The organism is Nitrococcus mobilis Nb-231, from assembly GCF_000153205.1.
Classification (GTDB): domain Bacteria; phylum Pseudomonadota; class Gammaproteobacteria; order Nitrococcales; family Nitrococcaceae; genus Nitrococcus; species Nitrococcus mobilis.
Window position 1 is genome coordinate 886,397 of sequence record NZ_CH672427.1, and the last position, 16,821, is coordinate 903,217.

A 16,821-nucleotide genomic window follows, 5' to 3' on the forward strand; every position below is an offset into this window, starting at 1 on the left:
AGTGTACATCATGGTGTATTGACTTATGTAATCAAGCTGATTGTAATCCAGTAGAACTCGGCAAGTACAAGGCGCTGGTGGGAAGGGGGCTACCACGGCATGGCATCGATTGAAAAGGCGGCGGCAACAACCCCATTCACTCCCGCCGAATGCGGTGAGAGGGCGCCTAGCCGGAGCCTGGGTAAAGCCCACATCGCCTTGTTCATGCGGGACTTGGAGGGCGGCGGAATCCAGAAAAACCTGTTGCGGCTAGCAGAGAGTTTCAGCCAGCAGGGGCATACGGTCGATTTGGTGGTCTACAAGGCGAAAGGGCCGCACCTTGCGCATATTCCACCCGGCGTCAACCTCGTTGCCCTAGGATGCATGGCATTCAAACCGGCCGCCCGGGGATTGGCGTTTGGCTACCTGCTCGCAGCCGACCCGCCGAAATTACGCCCGTCGCTGCAACCGCTGCGGCTGGCGTGGGACGTATCGCCCTGGCTCAAATGCCTGCCGGCGCTGACGCGGTATCTGCGCCGAACACGGCCGCAGGCCCTACTCTCCGCGGGCAACACCCTGAACTGCACGGCTGCACTGGCCCGACGGCTGGCAAATACCGCAACCCGGCTGGTGGTGAGCGAGCGCAATCATCTCTCAGCCTATACCGAGGGGAAACGACAGCGGCGACGCTGGCGTTGTCTGCCCGGATTAATCGCGCGAACCTACCCCTGGGCCGATGCTACCGTCGCCGTCTCCAACGGCGTGGCGGACGACCTCGCGCTGACCGCAGGTCTGTCGCGCGAGCAAATTACCACCGTTTACAATCCGATCGTTTCGGCCGAGCTATTTGAACGGGCCAAGGCGCCGCTAAGCCATACTTGGTTCGACTCCGATTCTATCCCCGTGATACTGGGAGTAGGGTCTCTAAACGAGAAGAAAGATTTCCCGACCCTGTTGCGCGCCTTCGCGCGCGTCAGAGAGCAGCGGGCAGTTCGGCTTCTGATCCTGGGCGAAGGCGATGGACACGCACAGCTGGGGATGCTAGCCGAGGAACTCGGGGTCGCCGACGACGTCGCCCTGCCCGGCTTTACGGCCAATCCGTTCGCCTATATGGCACGGGCCGCCGTGTTCGTGCTGTCTTCGGTCTATGAAGGCTTGCCGACTGTGCTCATCGAGGCACTTGCTTGTGGTTGCCCGGTCGTATCGACCAACTGCCCAAGTGGTCCGGCCGAAATTCTACAGGGCGGTCGCTATGGACCATTGGTGGCAGTGGGCGATGATCGCGCCCTGGCTCGAGCCATCCTCGGCGTGCTGGATAACCCACCGGACCGGGAACAGCTGCGGCGACGCGCGGCCGAGTTTTCGGTCGAACGTGGCAGCGAGCGGTATTTGGAGATACTTTTGGGAACCTCGAAATAACTCCAAATTTCGTCATTACGACTAGCACCGGGATGACAGACGGAGCGAGCTGATTCAAAACTCCCGTATAGCGTCATACCGAATTTTACGGCGACCCCAACAAAACCTCCTGGTAGCGCTGCACGGCGCGCTCGACGGAAAAATCATCGGCGCGCGCCTTGAGCCGCGCACCATCGGGCGGCGAATCGAGCGTAGCCAAGATGGCCGCCGCCATGGCCGACACATCGCCTATCGGCACCAGCCGGCCGAAAGCGCCATTGCCCAAAATTTCCGCGCCACCGCCGGGGGAATCGGTTGCCACAATCGGGCAACCGCTCGCCAGGGCCTCGATCAACACGCCGGGCAAGCCCTCCCAATGCGAGGCCAGCACCAAAACCCCCGCATTGGCCATATAGGCAACGGGATTATCCACCCAGCCGGGCATGGCCACGGCATCGGCCACGCCCAGCTCGCCGGCCAGCCGCTGCAGCGCTGCGCGCTCCGGCCCGTCGCCTAAGATCATCAAGCGCGCTGGCCGTGCCTCCCGCACCTGGGCGAAGGCTCGCAGGAGCGTGGCGAAGTCTTTGTGCGCCACAAGACGACCGACACCGAGCACCACAGGCGGCGCATCGGTAGCAAACCACGGATGGTCCGGCCGCGCGCGTGCCTGCGTCAGCAAGGCCGGGGTGACAACCGGATTGGGTATGGGGAAGATGCGTGTACTGGGAAAATCGGCTACGGTGACCAAATCGTCGGCCACGGCCTGCGAAACCGTTACCACTGCATCCGCGAACGCATAGGTGCGCCGAATCAGCGGCGGAAGATAGCGCCAGCGCCACTGGTGCCGGTAATGATCGACGTAGCTCGACAGCATGTTGCGCTCGCTCACGACGACTCGCGTGGGAACGCCCGCTAGGCGTCGCGCCCATAGAGCGACCAGATTCGGCTGCGTCATGGCCGAAAGCAGGGCCTGAGGCCGCTCCCGGCGCAGGTAACGCGTCAAACCAGGCAGATAGCGCAACTTATTGGAAGATTTCAGGGGCATTAACACCGGCCTGAGCAGATCTCCAATCCCATCCGGATCAGCTCTCAATGCCAGCACTCGCCCCAACACCGACGGAGCGGGCTGCAGCGGAATCAGCCGTACACCCGCCGGCACCACCTCCTCCGGCTCCCGGGCATTCACACGACACACGAGCAAATCTACCCGATGCCCACGGCTGGCGAGCGCGCCAGCCAGCTTGAGCATGGAGCGCTGGACTCCGCCACCGATTAGTAAGGACATGAACAGAGCAATATGCGCCACGTCGCGCCCGACTTCAGGCATCCCCCTCATGGGCGGGACAGGCCAGGCAGTTGCGCGGCGAAACGCGTTCGCGCGAGCCGGGCCAGCCCCGGCCAAGCCTGCGTATGCAGCGGCGAAGCCCAAAAACACCGCCAAGCGTGCCGGCCCATCACCGGGGCCGCATACCAGCAAGCCTTCAGCCAAAAGGTTCCCAGAAGGTAGGAGAAGGCCGGTTCCGGATAGCGGAGGGTGTGGACGTTCGCGGCCCGTAAGCGCTGCAGCCACTCCTGCGCCCATTCCAGATAAGCGCGGTCCGGGCGGATGGGCAACTTTTGCATGCGCCGCAACTCATAATGACGTTCCAAGTCATCCGCGCTGTATGGCAAACCGAGCGCACCCAGCTGCTCGGCAAAGATCTGCAGCCGCCAAGCCTTGATCTCCTCGCTGCGCCCATGGGTGCTCCGCCCCCCGTGCTGCCTGCGGTAGGTTAGCACGTGCGGCAGCGCCGCCAACTTGTGGTCCGCCGCAATACGCGCCCATAGGTCGTAGTCCGAACCAAGCTTGATGCGTTCGCGGTGACGGTAGCGGCGTAAAATAGCGGTGCGCGCCGTAGCCGCCGAGTTCTCCAGGCAGGAGCGAAACAAGCGCTCGGCGGCGATTTGCTCCGCCGCCACGGCTTTGCGCTTGATCCGTCCCAGCGGTTTGCCATTTTGGCTCATCCATTCGATCCAGCTGCCCACCGCAGCATGATCCGGATGATCGCGTAAAAAAGCCACCTGACGCGCTAATCGCTCAGGTCGGGCGCGATCGTCGCTGTCGAGAAAGGCCAAATACTCGCCGCGCGCCTCGTCGATGCCCCGATTGCGGCTACCGGGGATACCGAGATTGGTCTCATTGCGGAGCAGCCGCAACCGCGGATCCCGATAGGAGGCGACCGCATCGGCGCTGCCATCGCTCGAGGCATCATCGATGATCAGCAACTCGAAATCCGCAAAGGTCTGCGCCAGGACGCTATCAATCGCATCACGGATATAGCCCACCCGATTGTGGACCGGAATCAAAACGGTAACCGTCGGTGTGCTGTACGCTGTCATTGGCAATAGGGTTGGAGAATCGCCTTCGATAGACACGTTATGTCACGCCGGCCTGACCCGCCCCGAGCGTTCGGCCAAGTTGTCCGCCGCGCCATGAATTTAATATTATGAATTTAATATAAGGTAGAATATCGGATTTTATCCGGACACGATGCGGGTACAACCCATCGCACCGCACCGTCGGCGATCGACTTCGGGTCCGTCGCAATAGGCGCGTCCTGCGCAGCCGCGGCAAGCTCAGCGCATAAAGCAAACGCAATGTTCGGAAACAAGTCGATGACCTATAAAGAAAAACCCGCTTACGGCGCAATGAAGCGGCTGCGGCGTAAACTGTTGTCCATTTTCAAGCGATGGCACCGTAAAGGCTACGATGTTCGCTATGTTCACATCAACCAAAAACAATACAAAAAAGTAATTTTTCGTACTGAAAGTTTGGCACGGCGCGTACACGCGGACCTGACGGCGTTTGGATCCAGCCCGCATTTTCCCACCGTAATCGGTCAGCACCGAAACACGGTCTGGGTGAAATTCGTCCAGGGTCAGGCTATTCGCCGTGTCGACACGAGCAACTTAGCGCGATTAGCCGACTTCTACGCCGCCGTCTATAGGCGCCAGTACCAACTGGTAGCGTTTCGCGAGACAACCGAATGGCACGATTTTTACCGGGATTTAGCGTTCCTGCACGATACAGAGCTTTTAAGCGATCGCCTCTATCGAGAATTGATTGCTCAAAGCGATGAGATCGTGCCGGCCATGGTGTGGCGAGGTTTCGACTACACGGATCCCATTACCGCGAATCTCCTTTTCCGAGAGGCTGACGGCGTCGTCTGCGCCATTGATATCAAAAACCTCTATTCGGAGACCCTAATCGGCCGGGGTGTTGCCAAGGCGCGTTCCCGCTGGCTTTCCGACACTCTCACCGAGTCCTTTTTCGAGCAACTGCTGGCAAAAGGCGCACCGGATTTTCGAGGCTACCTGCCCTTTCTCGAAATACTGCATCAGGTCACTCGTGCCAAAGGCATGATATTGCGAGGACAGATCAGGCCCTTGCAACCGACCGCGCTCAACCAACGCCTCGAAAGCTTGATCCGGCAAGCAAAAGCGGGTTCCCACCCGCAGCGGATACGGTCCTTGGCCGAATCCCAGCGCGGAGAGGTGCGCTCATAGTCTCACATAAGCCCGCCAGCCGGGGCGCATTGCGCGCAAGTTCAACTCAGCTCCGCCCAGCCGGCCCCAAGGCGAATTTGTTCTCATGGCCCAGTTGTGGCTGCTCCGGCTGAATGAGCGGTTAGCCTCAAGTAGTCGAGCACTTGGCGTGGCCGACGTGCGAGTTGGCGCATCATTTCAGGGATGTATTGCCCGGGTTTTGGGAAGTGCTTGAGCACGCCGATGGCGAAGCGGCGCAGCCGTGTCACGTTGGCTGGTCCATGGCCGGTGCGGATCTGACCGCGATCCTCGTTATAGTTCCAGTCGCTGATGTAGTGCAGGCTTTTAATGCTCTAGTGACCCCGATTGATAGCCAGTACTTGTTGCGGTGTCATCTGTTGGAGCGTTCGACTGGTGAGGCCGACGACAGTCTCGCAGCTGTGTTTAGCGGTTTTCTTTTCGGTGCGTTCGCGCTCGATCAACCAGACTTGACCGACGTGTGGGAAGTCGAGGTAAGTATTTAGTACTAATCACCGAGATGGGATACGGGTTGCGCTTATTGCCCTAGATCGAGGCCACTCGGCGCGGGTTATTCACAGCCTCGCTCAGCCGGCTCACTGGGTATCCAACTCGAACCTGGTACGGCGCCAAGTGCGAGGGCCTTGTATGTTATTGTTTTTTATATTGTGTGAACACTGTCACGCAGCGCATAGCTTGACAACGACAACCCCATCAGAACACACGCTCACGGCCGCAGGAAATTATCCACAAACTTATCCACAACCTATAGCTGTTGTTTCGTCTCAACCCCCTACCCCGATTAGCAGCAACGCAAGCCCGACCAATGCGGCGCCACCGTGTAAAATGACCATGAACACGGGCGGCGGCTCACGCTGCAATCGAAATAACAAGTTGAACGCCCCGCCAACCACCGCCAAGCTGAACAACAGCAAGGCCGAGTTGACGGGCATTCCCTGCGAGTGAGCAAACACGGCAATCGCCAGCAAAACAACGCCAGCCAAGCCCACCGCGCCATGGATATAGCCCACAGAGGCGGGGAAGGGTCGCTGCCTGACAAGGGCAACAGCCAACGTCACACCACCGATAGCGGCTACCGCCAAAACAGCAAGAGCGATCCAAAGCATTCTCTTGGTACCTTCCAAGCAGTGGATTTGACACTTGCATCGACACGGCTGAAAAACGCCCGGCTATCGACATTCAGCCGTGCCGCGATACACTGGACCATAGGCAAGGTCCTCAAAAGGGACCACCGGTAACCGAAGCGGCAATCCTGCGACGGAGACCCTCACGACACTGAAAGGCCAAAACCCGGCCCGGTATTGTACTCTCTCCCGCCGCAGTACCTCCAGGTTATCGATAGTTGCTTCCCTAGGGTCGGTTGTCGAATGATCCGCGCGTGCATTGCTTCGAGAAGCCAGCAAGACAGGCGCGCCTTCGCGATCGGTCCACTTTTCGAGGCATGGAGGGAAATTCATCATGAGCGTGTTCAATAACGTCCATTTGCACGGTCATGAAGCCGTCGTCTACGGCTTCGATCCTGATGCGGGCTTACGGGCGATCATTGCGCTGCACAACACCAGCTGCGGCCCGGCACTCGGCGGTTGCCGCATGTGGGCGTACGAAAATGAGGAACAAGCCCTTGCCGATGTGCTCCGCCTCTCCCGCAGCATGACCTACAAGTCGGCCCTGGCCGGACTGCGGTTCGGCGGCGGTAAAGCCGTGGTCATCGGCGATCCGCGGCGCGACAAGACAGAAGCCTTGTTGCGTGCCATGGGTCGCTTTATCGACAGCCTCGGTGGGCGCTATATCACGGCCGAAGACGCCGGTACCAGTGTCGAAGATCTTAAAATCATGGCCAAGGAAACGGACCATGTGGCCGGAATTGCCGACCGGCGGGATATAGACGGCAACTGGCGCAGCGGCGATCCGTCGCCGGCCACGGCCTACGGGGTGCTGATGGGTATTCAGGCTAGCGTGCAGGAGCGCTTGGACCGCAGTGATCTCGAAGATATCCGTGTCGCGCTTCAGGGTCTCGGGCATGTGGGCTGGTGCTTGGCGCAGTATTTGCTGCGTGCTGGTGCCCGCCTATGGGTCACGGACATCCGCCCCGAAGTGCGCGAGCGCGCGGCCGCCGAACTCGACGTCACAGTGGTCGAGCCTAACGCCATCTACGCTCAACCGGTAGACGTATTCGCCCCCTGCGCGCTCGGAGCCGTGCTCAACGATCAGAGCATTCCCCAGCTACAGGCACGGGTCGTGGCCGGCTCGGCCAATAATCAGCTGGCGGAGGAGCGTCACGGCGAAATGCTGCGGCGACGGGGAATCTTGTATGCGCCCGATTACGTAATCAACGCCGGGGGCGTCATCGACGTGGCCCATGGATTTGACGGTTACGATCCCCGTCAAGCGCGGCTCCATATCGAGCGCATCGCCGAGACATTGGCCGAAATTTATTGCCGTGCCCGACGCAGCGCCAGTCCGACCAGTCGGGAGGCGGATCGCATCGCCGAAGAACGGTTTCAGCTGCGCCGCACGGTCGCAGCCGCCTGAGGTCGGCCGCCGGTCGCGTGCCAGTATGGCGGTTCGACGTGGCTCAAGGATCGACCCACCCTCGGTGAGGGCCAATCTGACCACAGACATGCCGTTTCATAAACGATCGACAGGCTCCCAAGGGCCATCACAGACATCGGGAGGATCGCACGGCGTGACAGTCGGCATCGATGACATCCGGCGCGCGGCGCAGGCCATCGAGCCGAGCATCGTGCGTACGCCTTGTGCGCACTCACGTACGCTATCTGCTATCAGCGGTGCGCAGCTTTACTTGAAATTCGAGAATCAGCAGTTTACCGCCGCTTTCAAGGAGCGCGGCGCTCTGAACAAACTGCTCAACCTCACGCCGGAGGAGCGCCGGCGCGGGGTAATTTCCATGTCGGCCGGCAATCATGCGCAAGCGCTCGCCTATCATGCCCAGCGTTTGGGCATCGCGGCGACGATCGTCATGCCGATCCACACGCCGAACGTGAAAATCTGCAACACGCGGGCTTTCGGCGCGAATGTGCGCCTGGAGGGCGAAGGCATAGCCGAGGCGGGAGAGGTCGCCACCCGGCTGGCCAAGGACAACCATTACGTTTTCGTTCACCCCTATGACGACGCCGCCGTCATCGCAGGCCAAGGGACCATAGCTCTGGAAATGCTCGATGACTATCCGGATCTCGAAGTCCTGGTCGTACCCATCGGTGGTGGCGGATTGATCGCGGGCAATGCCATTGCCGCCAAGGCCCTCAATCCGTCCATCGAGATCGTCGGTGTCCAATGCCGCCGCTTCCCTTCGATGCAGCGCGCCCTGCTCGGCGAACCCGCCTCGTTTGGGCTGGCGAGCGTCGCCGAAGGCATTGCCGTCAAACAGCCGGGACGCATCACCCTGCCGCTGGTCCGGCAACACGTCGGCCGAATCGTTCTCGTCGATGAACCGGAGATCGAGGAAGCCATCCTGATGCTGCTCGAGATCGAGAAAACCGTTGCAGAAGGCGCCGGCGCGGCCGGCCTGGCCGCGATACTAACCGAACCCGAGCGGTACCGTGGCCGCAAGGTCGGACTGATCATCAGCGGCGGCAATATCGATCTGCTGCCCTTGTCCTCGGTTATCCAGCGCGGCTTAGTGCGCTCGGATCGAATCGTGCGCCTACGGGTCGGCATCCCCGATGTTCCCGGTGCGCTTGCGGATCTGACCCGGCTGCTCGCTGCGCACAGCACCAACATTATTCAAATCGCCCACCAACGGGCCTTTACCGACCTATCGCTGCGCGCGGTGGAGGTGGAGGTAACCATCGAGACCCGCGGTCGCGAACACACGAGCGAAGTGCTCGCGGCGCTACGCGTAGAGGGCTACGATCCCGTGTTGCCAAATACCGAGCCACATCCCGACGAGCGGCGCACCAATCGGTAGACCCAACGTAGCCCATCTTTAACGCTCTCTGCCTGATTTCGGGCTGATTTGGGCGTGTATGCGAAGAGAAGTTATTGATTCGTATAGTGGCGAGGGTGGCGCGCTGGATGTAGTGCCATAATATTTGTTGTTATCCCTTGTGCGGAGCGCCCGCCCACGCTAGCCTCGCGGGCATGTTCATCCGCCGCACCCAGACCCGCAGCACGGCCACCGGCGAGTCGTATGTCACGTATCGTCTGGTGCGCTCCGAGCGGCGCGCCGGTAAGGTCCGCCAGCGCACCCTGTTGAACCTGGGGCGGCACTTCCCAGTGGCGCAGGCACACTGGTCGGCGTTGTGTGCGCGCATCGAGCAACGGCTCAGCGGCCAGGCGGCGCTGTTCGACGAGGAGGGGAAGGGCCTCCCGCTCGCCGTCGAGCGCCAGGCCGAGCGTATTGCGGCGCGGCTGCTCGCCGAGCAGGGCGGTACGCCGGCACCGGCCGATGCTGGCGGTGTACCCGGCGGTGGGGGTGACGTGCAGTCGGTGGACGTGGACTCGCTCTCACTGGTGCGCCCGCGCTCGGTGGGCGTCGAGCAGCTCGCCCTGTGGGCGCTGCGCCAGGCGGGCTTGGAGGAGCAGCTCCAAGCGCTGGGGCTGACCGGCCCGCAACGTGCGGCGGCGCTGGGGCTGATCGTTGCCCGCATGGCCGCCCCGGGCTCGGAGCGGGCGACGTATCAGTGGCTCGCCCGGCGCAGCGGCCTCGGCGAGCTGCTGGAGGTGGACTTCGAGGCGATGAGCCCGATGCAGCTCTACCGTACCTCCGATATCCTGCTGCGCCACCGCGCGGCCCTCGAAGGGCATCTGTTCGCCCGGGTGAGCGATCTGTTCGCGCTCGCCCCGACAATCACGCTCTACGATCTGACCAACACTTACTTCGAGGGCGAGGCACCGGTCAATCCGGCCGCGCGCCACGGCCACTCCAAGGAGCGGCGCAGCGACTGCCCGCTGCTCACCCTGGCGCTGGTGCTCGATGCCTGCGGCTTTGTGCGCCGCTCGCGGGTCTTCGCTGGCAATGCGGCCGAGGCGCAGACCCTCCAGGGGATGCTCACCGGCCTCGCGGCGCCCGCCGGCGCGCTTGTGGTCATGGACCGCGGGGTGGCCACCGAGGCCAACCTCGCCTGGCTGGCCGAGCAGGGCTACCGCTATCTGGTGGTCAGCCGCGAGCGCCGCCGCGCGGTCGATTTTAAAGAGGCCATCACCCTCGACAACGCCGGCGGGCAGGCCGTGGAGCTACTCAAAGTGCCCTCGGCTGATGGCCAGGAGGTGCGCCTGTATTGTCGCTCCGAGGGCCGCGTGCGCAAGGAGCAAGCGATCGCCGGGCGCCTGATGGACCGCTTCGAGGCTGGGCTCGACAAGCTTGCGACCGGACTCAGCCGGCGGGGCACCACCAAGCGCATCGACAAGCTCTGGGAGCGCATCGGGCGGCTCAAGGAGAAAAGCCGCGGCCTCGGCCAGCACTACCACATTGAAGTGATCGCCGGTGACAGCGGCGAGCGCGCCCGTGCGATCCACTGGCAGCGCCTGCCCGTGAAAGGCTCTCTGGTCACCGAGCCGGGCGTCTATTGCCTGCGCAGCAACGAGACCGGCTGGGACGAGAAGACAATGTGGCGCACCTACATCATGCTCACCGACCTTGAGGCGGTCTTCCGAAGCCTGAAATCGGAGCTCGGCCTGCGCCCGATCTTCCATCACAAGGAAGAGCGCGCCGAGGGGCACCTGTTCATCACCGTGCTCGCCTATCAGTTCGTCCAGCTCATCCGCCACTGCCTCGCCGCCCACGGCATCTGCGAGCGTTGGAGCACGCTACGCGATACCCTCGCCGGCCAGTGCCGGGTCACCGCCACGTTCAACCGCGGCGATGGCCGCACCCTGCACGTGCGCAAGGCCACCCGCGCCGAGCCCGATCAGGCGCGAATCTATCAGGCCCTCGGGGCCGATCCCGCCCCGGGCGGCGTGCAGAAAACAATCGTGTGAGCCCGCTGATTTATAAAATGAACGTAATGTAGTGCCACTCGCCGCCGCGGCCGATCTTAACTCTCTGAGTATCGCGAAGTTATTTTTGGGGACGTTAAACTTGGGGTAGCGTTATGGCGCGAAGCAACCGACTCTCCAAACTGACCGCACTGTCCGGCCAGCGAACCCGAATCTCGGACGACCGTCGAGTTCGCCGCGCAACCTCCGAACCTGGTCACCTGGTTGAACCTGCGCACTTTTAGTGGCGTTTTTATCTGGCCGCTGGGCGAGAACGCTTACCGATTGCAGCTCACCGCCGCCAATCACGGCTATCTGCCCAGCTACATCCTCGCTTCGGCACGCCGTCTGCACTGGAATGAGCCACCGTTTGCCGAGCTCGCCACCAGTAACGGCTGCGCGTTGATCGACCATCACGAATGGCGCCAACAGGTGGGCCATCTCGACGGTTGGGGCGGGGGCTTTTCGGCACCGCCACCGTGGTACCCTACCCTCACGGCCAAGGCGATGCGCCGCAACGCAACCTAAGTTGGACATTGTAGGGTCAGGGCCGCGCTACGGTGCAGGTCGGATCTTGCCGCGCGGGTTGGCCGACCGCGTCGGTGCATGTCGGCTAGCACAAGCTCATACGGCGAGTTTGCCTATGGTCGCGGGTAGGAGGGAGGTCATCTATTGGAGCCATTGAGTGCACTGGTATCGACCATCGCCCTGACCCTCGGTGTCGGCTGGGCCAGTGGCATCAATCTATATGCCACCATCCTGACCTTGGGATTTCTACACAATGCCGGCTACATGAGCTTGCCAACGGGCCTCGCGATCTGCGCCGACCCACTGGTCATGGCCGCCGCCGGCGCCATGTACTGTATCGAATTCTTTGCCGATAAGATCCCGGGGGTCGATAGCGGTTGGGATACGCTACACACCTTCATTCGCATCCCGGCCGGCGCTGCACTCGCAGCCGGTGCCGCGGGTGATGTGGCGCCGGCCGTTCAGGTGGCCGCCGGCCTCGCGGGAGGCACTCTGGCCGCCGGCACCCATACCCTCAAAGCCGGTGGACGCGTGTTGATCAACACCTCGCCGGAGCCGTTTACCAATTGGACCGCCTCCGTGTTAGAGGACGTGGCCGTCGTTACAGGGCTGTGGACGGCGCTGCAACATCCCTGGTTTTTCCTGCTCGCCTTGGCGGCCTTCCTGCTGCTCATGGTCTGGCTGTTGCCCAGAATCTGGCGCGGCATACGCGGGCTCTTGCGCGCGCTCGCCGAGCTTTTCCGGCGTACCCACCATCGGGAGTCGAACGACACCACACCGAGCCTACCGCCACCACGGCGCAAGCGCCTGCCGCCCTGACGGAACAGCCGCATGACGATCGGACGCTTTCAATGCGGCATTGCCGCGCTGATCCGCTCAGCCGTGGATGGACGCTATCTGTTGTTGCAACGCGCGGATAGCAAAGATTATGCGGCCGGCGTATGGGAATGCGTTACGGGACGGCTTGAACAGGGCGAAGGTTTCGAGCAGGCCCTGCACCGCGAGGTAGCCGAGGAGATCGGCGCGCCGGTGCGGTTGCACTGCGTGCTCGGCACGACTCACTTCCATCGCGGCTCGCCGGACGATCCGACCAACGAATCGGTGGGCGTGGTTTACGGCTGCGTTCTGGACAACCCCGATGCCGTCGCGCGCAGCAGCGAGCACAAAGAGCACCGTTGGGTCACCGCGCCAGAGGCTCTCGCGCTGCTGACGGCCGACGACCCGAGCACCGGCTGGATGCGCGGCATCATCGCGCGCTCCGAGGCGCTCTGGGATTATCTGCCCCCGCCTTGGGCGGCGTTTGCCGAGCGCCTCGGGCTGGAAACCGACGCCTGATACGCTCCATGTACCTACACTAATAGACCCCGCTTCTATACCACCAAGGCCCGCTCGGTTTTTGCTGGAGGCCTACGTAGCCGGTAACCTTGGGCCCCTTCGCCCTCTCAGAGGGCACAGTTCAAAGTCTTTGACTTTGCTGTTTGATGGCGCGATTATTAATGATAACTATTCATCATTATGATAACTGAACTCCTATGGCGAATTCACTGCTGCGCGCTTTGAGCGCCCTGCTTTTGCTCTCCTTATTGAGTCTGAGTGCTCGGGCCAATCAAGCTGCCTTAGTGCAAATGGTGGAATACATTGGCGCTGACTACATCAACGCCGTAACCGAGGGCGAGATCGTCAGCCCGGCGGAATACGCGGAGATGAGCGAATTCGCCGGTCTGCTGGCGCAAGGAGTGGCCGCCTTGCCGGCGGCCGATGGCAAGCAGGGGCTGGTAGATCAAACCGAAGCGCTGCAACAGGCGGTGGCCGACAAAGCCGGCGAGCTGCGCATCAAGGAGCTGGCTCGATCCATTCGTACCACTTTGGTGAATGTCTACGGCGTGCCGGTATCGCCGAAAAAGACGCCAGATTTAGCGCATGCCGCCCAGCTCTACCAGACCCAATGCGCCGCCTGTCACGGCGCGGAAGGTCGTGGCGATGGCGCAGCGGGCGCGGGGCTCGACCCGGCGCCGACGAACTTCCATGAGGCGGAGCGCTATAACGGCCGCTCCCTGTTGGGCCTGTACACCGCCATCACCCAAGGCGTGAACGGTACCGACATGGCCGGCTATAGCGGCATCTTGAGTCAGGCCGATCGTTGGGCGCTGGCGTTTTACGTAGGTAGTAAAGCCGTTACCGACAAGGTGGCCAAAGAGGGTAAAACGGCCTTCAACACCCTCCCCGGCCTGAAGACTCAGCTTCCTCTGAGCGCTGTAGTAGCCAAGGCCCCAGCCGATGTGCTCAAGGAACAAGGCCCGAAAGCCTATGCGGCGCTCGGGTACCTGCGCACCGAACCCGGCGCGCTGTTCAACAAAAACCGCTTCATCGAGCTAAGCGCCAATAAGCTCACGCAAGCGGAGCAAGCTTACCAGGCCGGAGATGTGGCGACGGCCCGAGCGGCGGCCCTAGCGGCCTACCTGGATGGCTTCGAAATGATCGAGCGGCAACTGGCCGCCGTGGACAAGGGCCTGATGCGCGCGGCCGAGCGGCGCTTCATGGCCGTACGCGAAGCCATTGAGCATGACCGAGGCCAGGCCAAGGTAAGCGATGCGATTGCCGCCGCCCAAGCCCAGCTGGATCGCGCCAGTGCCGCCTTGGACACGAGCGGCCTGGGTCCGGTGGCCGCCTTCTCGGCCAGCTTCTTTATTCTGTTCCGCGAAGGCCTGGAAGCGCTGCTGATCGTCACCGTGCTGCTCGCCTTCACCCGCAAAGCCAATGCCGCAACGGCCACCCGCCAAATCCACCTTGGCTGGCTCACCGCACTGGCCGCCGGAGGGGCCACTTGGTATGCGGCCTCCAATCTGATCAACCTCAGCGGCGCCACCCGCGAGTTCACCGAGGGGCTGGCCGGCATCCTGGCGGCGCTGATCCTATTCTACGTGGGTTTTTGGATGCACAATCACAGCCAAAGCCAAAAATGGCTGGGTTACATAAAAAATAAAGTTGATAACGCCTTGGACGGCGGAACCGTTTGGACGCTTGCCTTGGTGGCCTTCATTTCCGTCTACCGGGAAATTTTTGAAACCATCCTGTTCTACCAGGCCTTGTGGGCCCAGGTAACCGAAGCCACCTACCTACTCTACGGTATTGCAGCCGCCGTGATCGCCTTAGCCATTGTCTCTACGCTGTTCTTCCGCATCGGCATGAAGTTGCCATTGAGCCTGTTCTTCCGCGCCACCAGCATTGTGCTACTGGTACTGTCGGTAATTCTACTCGGCAAGGGCATTGCCGCCCTGCAGGAAGGCGGCACTATCGGTGCGTTCTACCTGAGTGTACCGACGATCGACTGGCTGGGCATTTACCCGACCATTCAAGGCCTAGCGGCTCAACTACTGACCGTGGCACTGGCCTTGTTCCTGTGGTGGAAAGGGAATAGGAGACTGCCGGCTACTTAACGGAGTTTCTAAAAAACTCCCTTCATGCTTCGAGAAGGTTCTCCAGAGCCCTTCGGCAAGCTCAGCAGAGTCTTGCCGAAGGGCTCTGGGCGAAAGAATCAATTAATCCGGTGTCCTTTAACTACCGACCGTCGACTCAGGCGCGTTTTGCTCGCCGCTGGGCCCTCGCAGGTGCTCTTCGACCTGTGCGCTGGACAGGCGCGCTGCGATCGCCAACCACATGATCAGACCGGAGAACAAAGTGAGCGCCAGAACAGACCAGCCAGAATCGAGCACACCCAAGTTACCGGCACCTTGGGACGGATCCGGATATGTCCCCAGCCAACTGATCGCGGTCAGACCTGTAAGCCATACAAGCATCCACGAGCCGGAACGCCATTCGAGGCGGGGCGTGCTCGCGTGGTAACGGATTTCATGGATCGCCAACACGATGTAGCCGATCATGACGGCGAGCATGAGCTTCCATATCGTGGTCCAACCGGACCAGTACACAATCAGGTTGGACGATAGAAAAGCAAGGTAAGCCACCAGGTGGACTGCCGGCAATCGAAACGGCCGTGAATGGCGCGGCAGCTGCCGGCGCATCGCCAGCAGCGTTGGCGGGCCGGAGCCAAACGAAAGCACGGCCGCCGAGGTAACAAAGCCCACCAATTTCTGCCAACCGGGAAACGGCAACAAGAAGATGGCGCCGGCGATGAAGGTGACAATCAGGCTGACCCAGGGCACGCCGTGCTGGTTCACTTTGGCGAGTGAACGCGGGGCGTTGCCGTTGCGACCCATCGCATAGGAAATACGCGTCGTAACCGTAGCGTAGATCAACCCGGTATCGGCTGGTGAGATAACCGCGTCGATGTAAAGCAGCACCGCCAACCAGGTCAGCCCCATCACGCTGGCCAGCACGGCCAGCGGGCCATAGGTGGCTGCGATCTGGCTGAGGCCCCCGGTGAAGCTGGTGCCGATGCTGGCCCAACCGTTGGCCAGTGCTTGCGGCGGCAATGCACCGATGAAAGCCAGTTGCAGGGCGACGTAAATCACGCTGGTAATCAATACAGAACCGATGATGGCGATCGGCACATTACGCTGCGGATTGTGGGTCTCGCCGGCCAGCTCGACCCCCTGGCGAAAGCCGAGGAAGGAGAAGACGATACCAGCGGTGGCGATAGACGAGAACACGCCCGACCAACCAAACGGCATGAACCCGCCCTCGACCGTGTGAGTGAGATTGGCGCCATGAAAGGTGGTGACCATAAACATGACGATCACCAGAACGATGATGATGAGCTTCCACCATACCAACGCATTGTTCAGCCGCGCGAACCAACGGATACCGATCGCGTTGATCAAGCTGAACAGCGCCAGCAGCCCCACCGCAACGGCAAATCCGGCACCGGTCAACACCGGTACGCCCTCATCCAGGCGCTGCAGCCACGGCAGGTAATTGGTCGAATACTGCAGCGCCGCCAGCACCTCGATCGAGGTGGTGGAAGCCAATGCCAGCCAGGTGATCCAACCCAGCGTATAGCTGGCGAACGAGCCGAACGCGTAATGCGGGAAACGCACTACACCGCCGGATACGGGAAACATCGTGCCAAGCTCGGCATAGCAAAGACCAATCAACAAAATCATCAACCCGCCGATGCCCCAGGCCAGAACCGCTGCAGGCCCGGCAATCTGGGCGGCGCTGAGTGCACCGAACAGCCAGCCCGAACCGATAATCGAACCCACCGCGGTGAACAACAAGCCGACGACTCCTACGTCGCGCCGCAAACGGCCATCGTCGGCCGCCGAGCGGGATTTGGCGGTGGTGGGATTTTGCATGGCCCCTCCCCTAATCAACTCGTGATACGGCAATCCAATGCCCAAAAGGCCACCGCGCGCCACCGTTAGGACACGGTAAATGAACTCGCTCACACGTCTCCCGTATAACGCCCGCAAGAGACTGGTCTTGAGAGGCGGCCTTCAAAGGCGCTTGCAATAT

14 protein-coding genes are annotated in these 16,821 nt (G+C 61.6%); 10 read left to right on the forward strand and 4 right to left on the reverse strand.

Going from position 1 to position 16,821, the window contains the following annotated elements:
• Nucleotides 1-99: 99 nt before the first annotated feature.
• Nucleotides 100-1,398, forward strand: a complete 1,299-nt coding sequence (locus NB231_RS04030; protein WP_084766226.1) for a glycosyltransferase — start codon at nt 100-102, stop codon at nt 1,396-1,398.
• 85 nt (nt 1,399-1,483) lie between these two features.
• Here the strand turns inward: NB231_RS04030 and NB231_RS04035 are convergent, their stop codons facing one another.
• Both NB231_RS04035 and NB231_RS04040 read right to left on the reverse strand, forming a co-directional pair.
• A complete protein-coding gene (locus NB231_RS04035; RefSeq protein ID WP_156776891.1) occupies nt 1,484-2,713 on the reverse strand; it encodes a glycosyltransferase in 1,230 nt (409 codons plus the stop codon).
• A complete protein-coding gene (locus tag NB231_RS04040) occupies nt 2,710-3,756 on the reverse strand; it encodes a glycosyltransferase family 2 protein (RefSeq protein WP_005000004.1) in 1,047 nt (348 codons plus the stop codon). The genes NB231_RS04035 and NB231_RS04040 overlap by 4 nt, the downstream gene beginning before the upstream one ends.
• Nucleotides 3,757-4,014: 258 nt before the next feature.
• Here NB231_RS04040 and NB231_RS04045 point away from each other — a divergent pair, with 258 nt between their 5' ends.
• Both NB231_RS04045 and NB231_RS04050 read left to right on the forward strand, forming a co-directional pair.
• Complete coding sequence (locus NB231_RS04045; protein ID WP_005000006.1) at nt 4,015-4,923, forward strand: hypothetical protein; 909 nt, start codon at nt 4,015-4,017, stop codon at nt 4,921-4,923.
• 143 nt (nt 4,924-5,066) lie between these two features.
• Complete coding sequence (locus tag NB231_RS04050) at nt 5,067-5,426, forward strand: restriction endonuclease subunit S domain-containing protein (protein WP_040661763.1); 360 nt, start codon at nt 5,067-5,069, stop codon at nt 5,424-5,426.
• Nucleotides 5,427-5,705: 279 nt separating this feature from the next.
• Here NB231_RS04050 and NB231_RS04055 read toward each other — a convergent pair whose 3' ends face one another.
• On the reverse strand, nt 5,706-6,047 hold the full coding sequence (locus NB231_RS04055) for a hypothetical protein (protein ID WP_040661766.1): 342 nt from the start codon (nt 6,045-6,047) through the stop codon (nt 5,706-5,708).
• Between the two features lie 352 nt (nt 6,048-6,399).
• Between NB231_RS04055 and NB231_RS04060 the strand changes: the two genes are divergently transcribed.
• From NB231_RS04060 to NB231_RS04090, 7 genes are all read left to right on the forward strand, one after another.
• Nucleotides 6,400-7,473, forward strand: a complete 1,074-nt coding sequence (locus NB231_RS04060; protein WP_005000010.1) for a Leu/Phe/Val dehydrogenase — start codon at nt 6,400-6,402, stop codon at nt 7,471-7,473.
• A gap of 154 nt (nt 7,474-7,627) precedes the next feature.
• Entirely contained in the window at nt 7,628-8,869 is a 1,242-nt protein-coding gene (locus NB231_RS04065; protein ID WP_005000012.1) for a threonine ammonia-lyase, read from the forward strand.
• A gap of 173 nt (nt 8,870-9,042) precedes the next feature.
• On the forward strand, nt 9,043-10,881 hold the full coding sequence (locus NB231_RS04070) for an IS1634 family transposase (protein WP_004998877.1): 1,839 nt from the start codon (nt 9,043-9,045) through the stop codon (nt 10,879-10,881).
• 222 nt (nt 10,882-11,103) lie between these two features.
• Entirely contained in the window at nt 11,104-11,406 is a 303-nt protein-coding gene (locus tag NB231_RS04075) for a hypothetical protein (RefSeq protein ID WP_005000015.1), read from the forward strand.
• Nucleotides 11,407-11,550: 144 nt separating this feature from the next.
• Nucleotides 11,551-12,225, forward strand: a complete 675-nt coding sequence (locus NB231_RS04080) for a DUF4126 domain-containing protein (RefSeq protein WP_005000016.1) — start codon at nt 11,551-11,553, stop codon at nt 12,223-12,225.
• 12 nt (nt 12,226-12,237) lie between these two features.
• Complete coding sequence (locus tag NB231_RS04085) at nt 12,238-12,741, forward strand: NUDIX domain-containing protein (RefSeq protein ID WP_005000017.1); 504 nt, start codon at nt 12,238-12,240, stop codon at nt 12,739-12,741.
• A 197-nt stretch (nt 12,742-12,938) separates the two neighbouring features.
• Entirely contained in the window at nt 12,939-14,843 is a 1,905-nt protein-coding gene (locus tag NB231_RS04090; RefSeq protein ID WP_005000018.1) for an FTR1 family protein, read from the forward strand.
• A gap of 117 nt (nt 14,844-14,960) precedes the next feature.
• On the opposite strand, the gene NB231_RS04095 is transcribed toward NB231_RS04090, so the two are convergent.
• On the reverse strand, nt 14,961-16,661 hold the full coding sequence (locus tag NB231_RS04095) for an APC family permease (protein ID WP_005000021.1): 1,701 nt from the start codon (nt 16,659-16,661) through the stop codon (nt 14,961-14,963).
• Nucleotides 16,662-16,821: the final 160 nt, after the last annotated feature.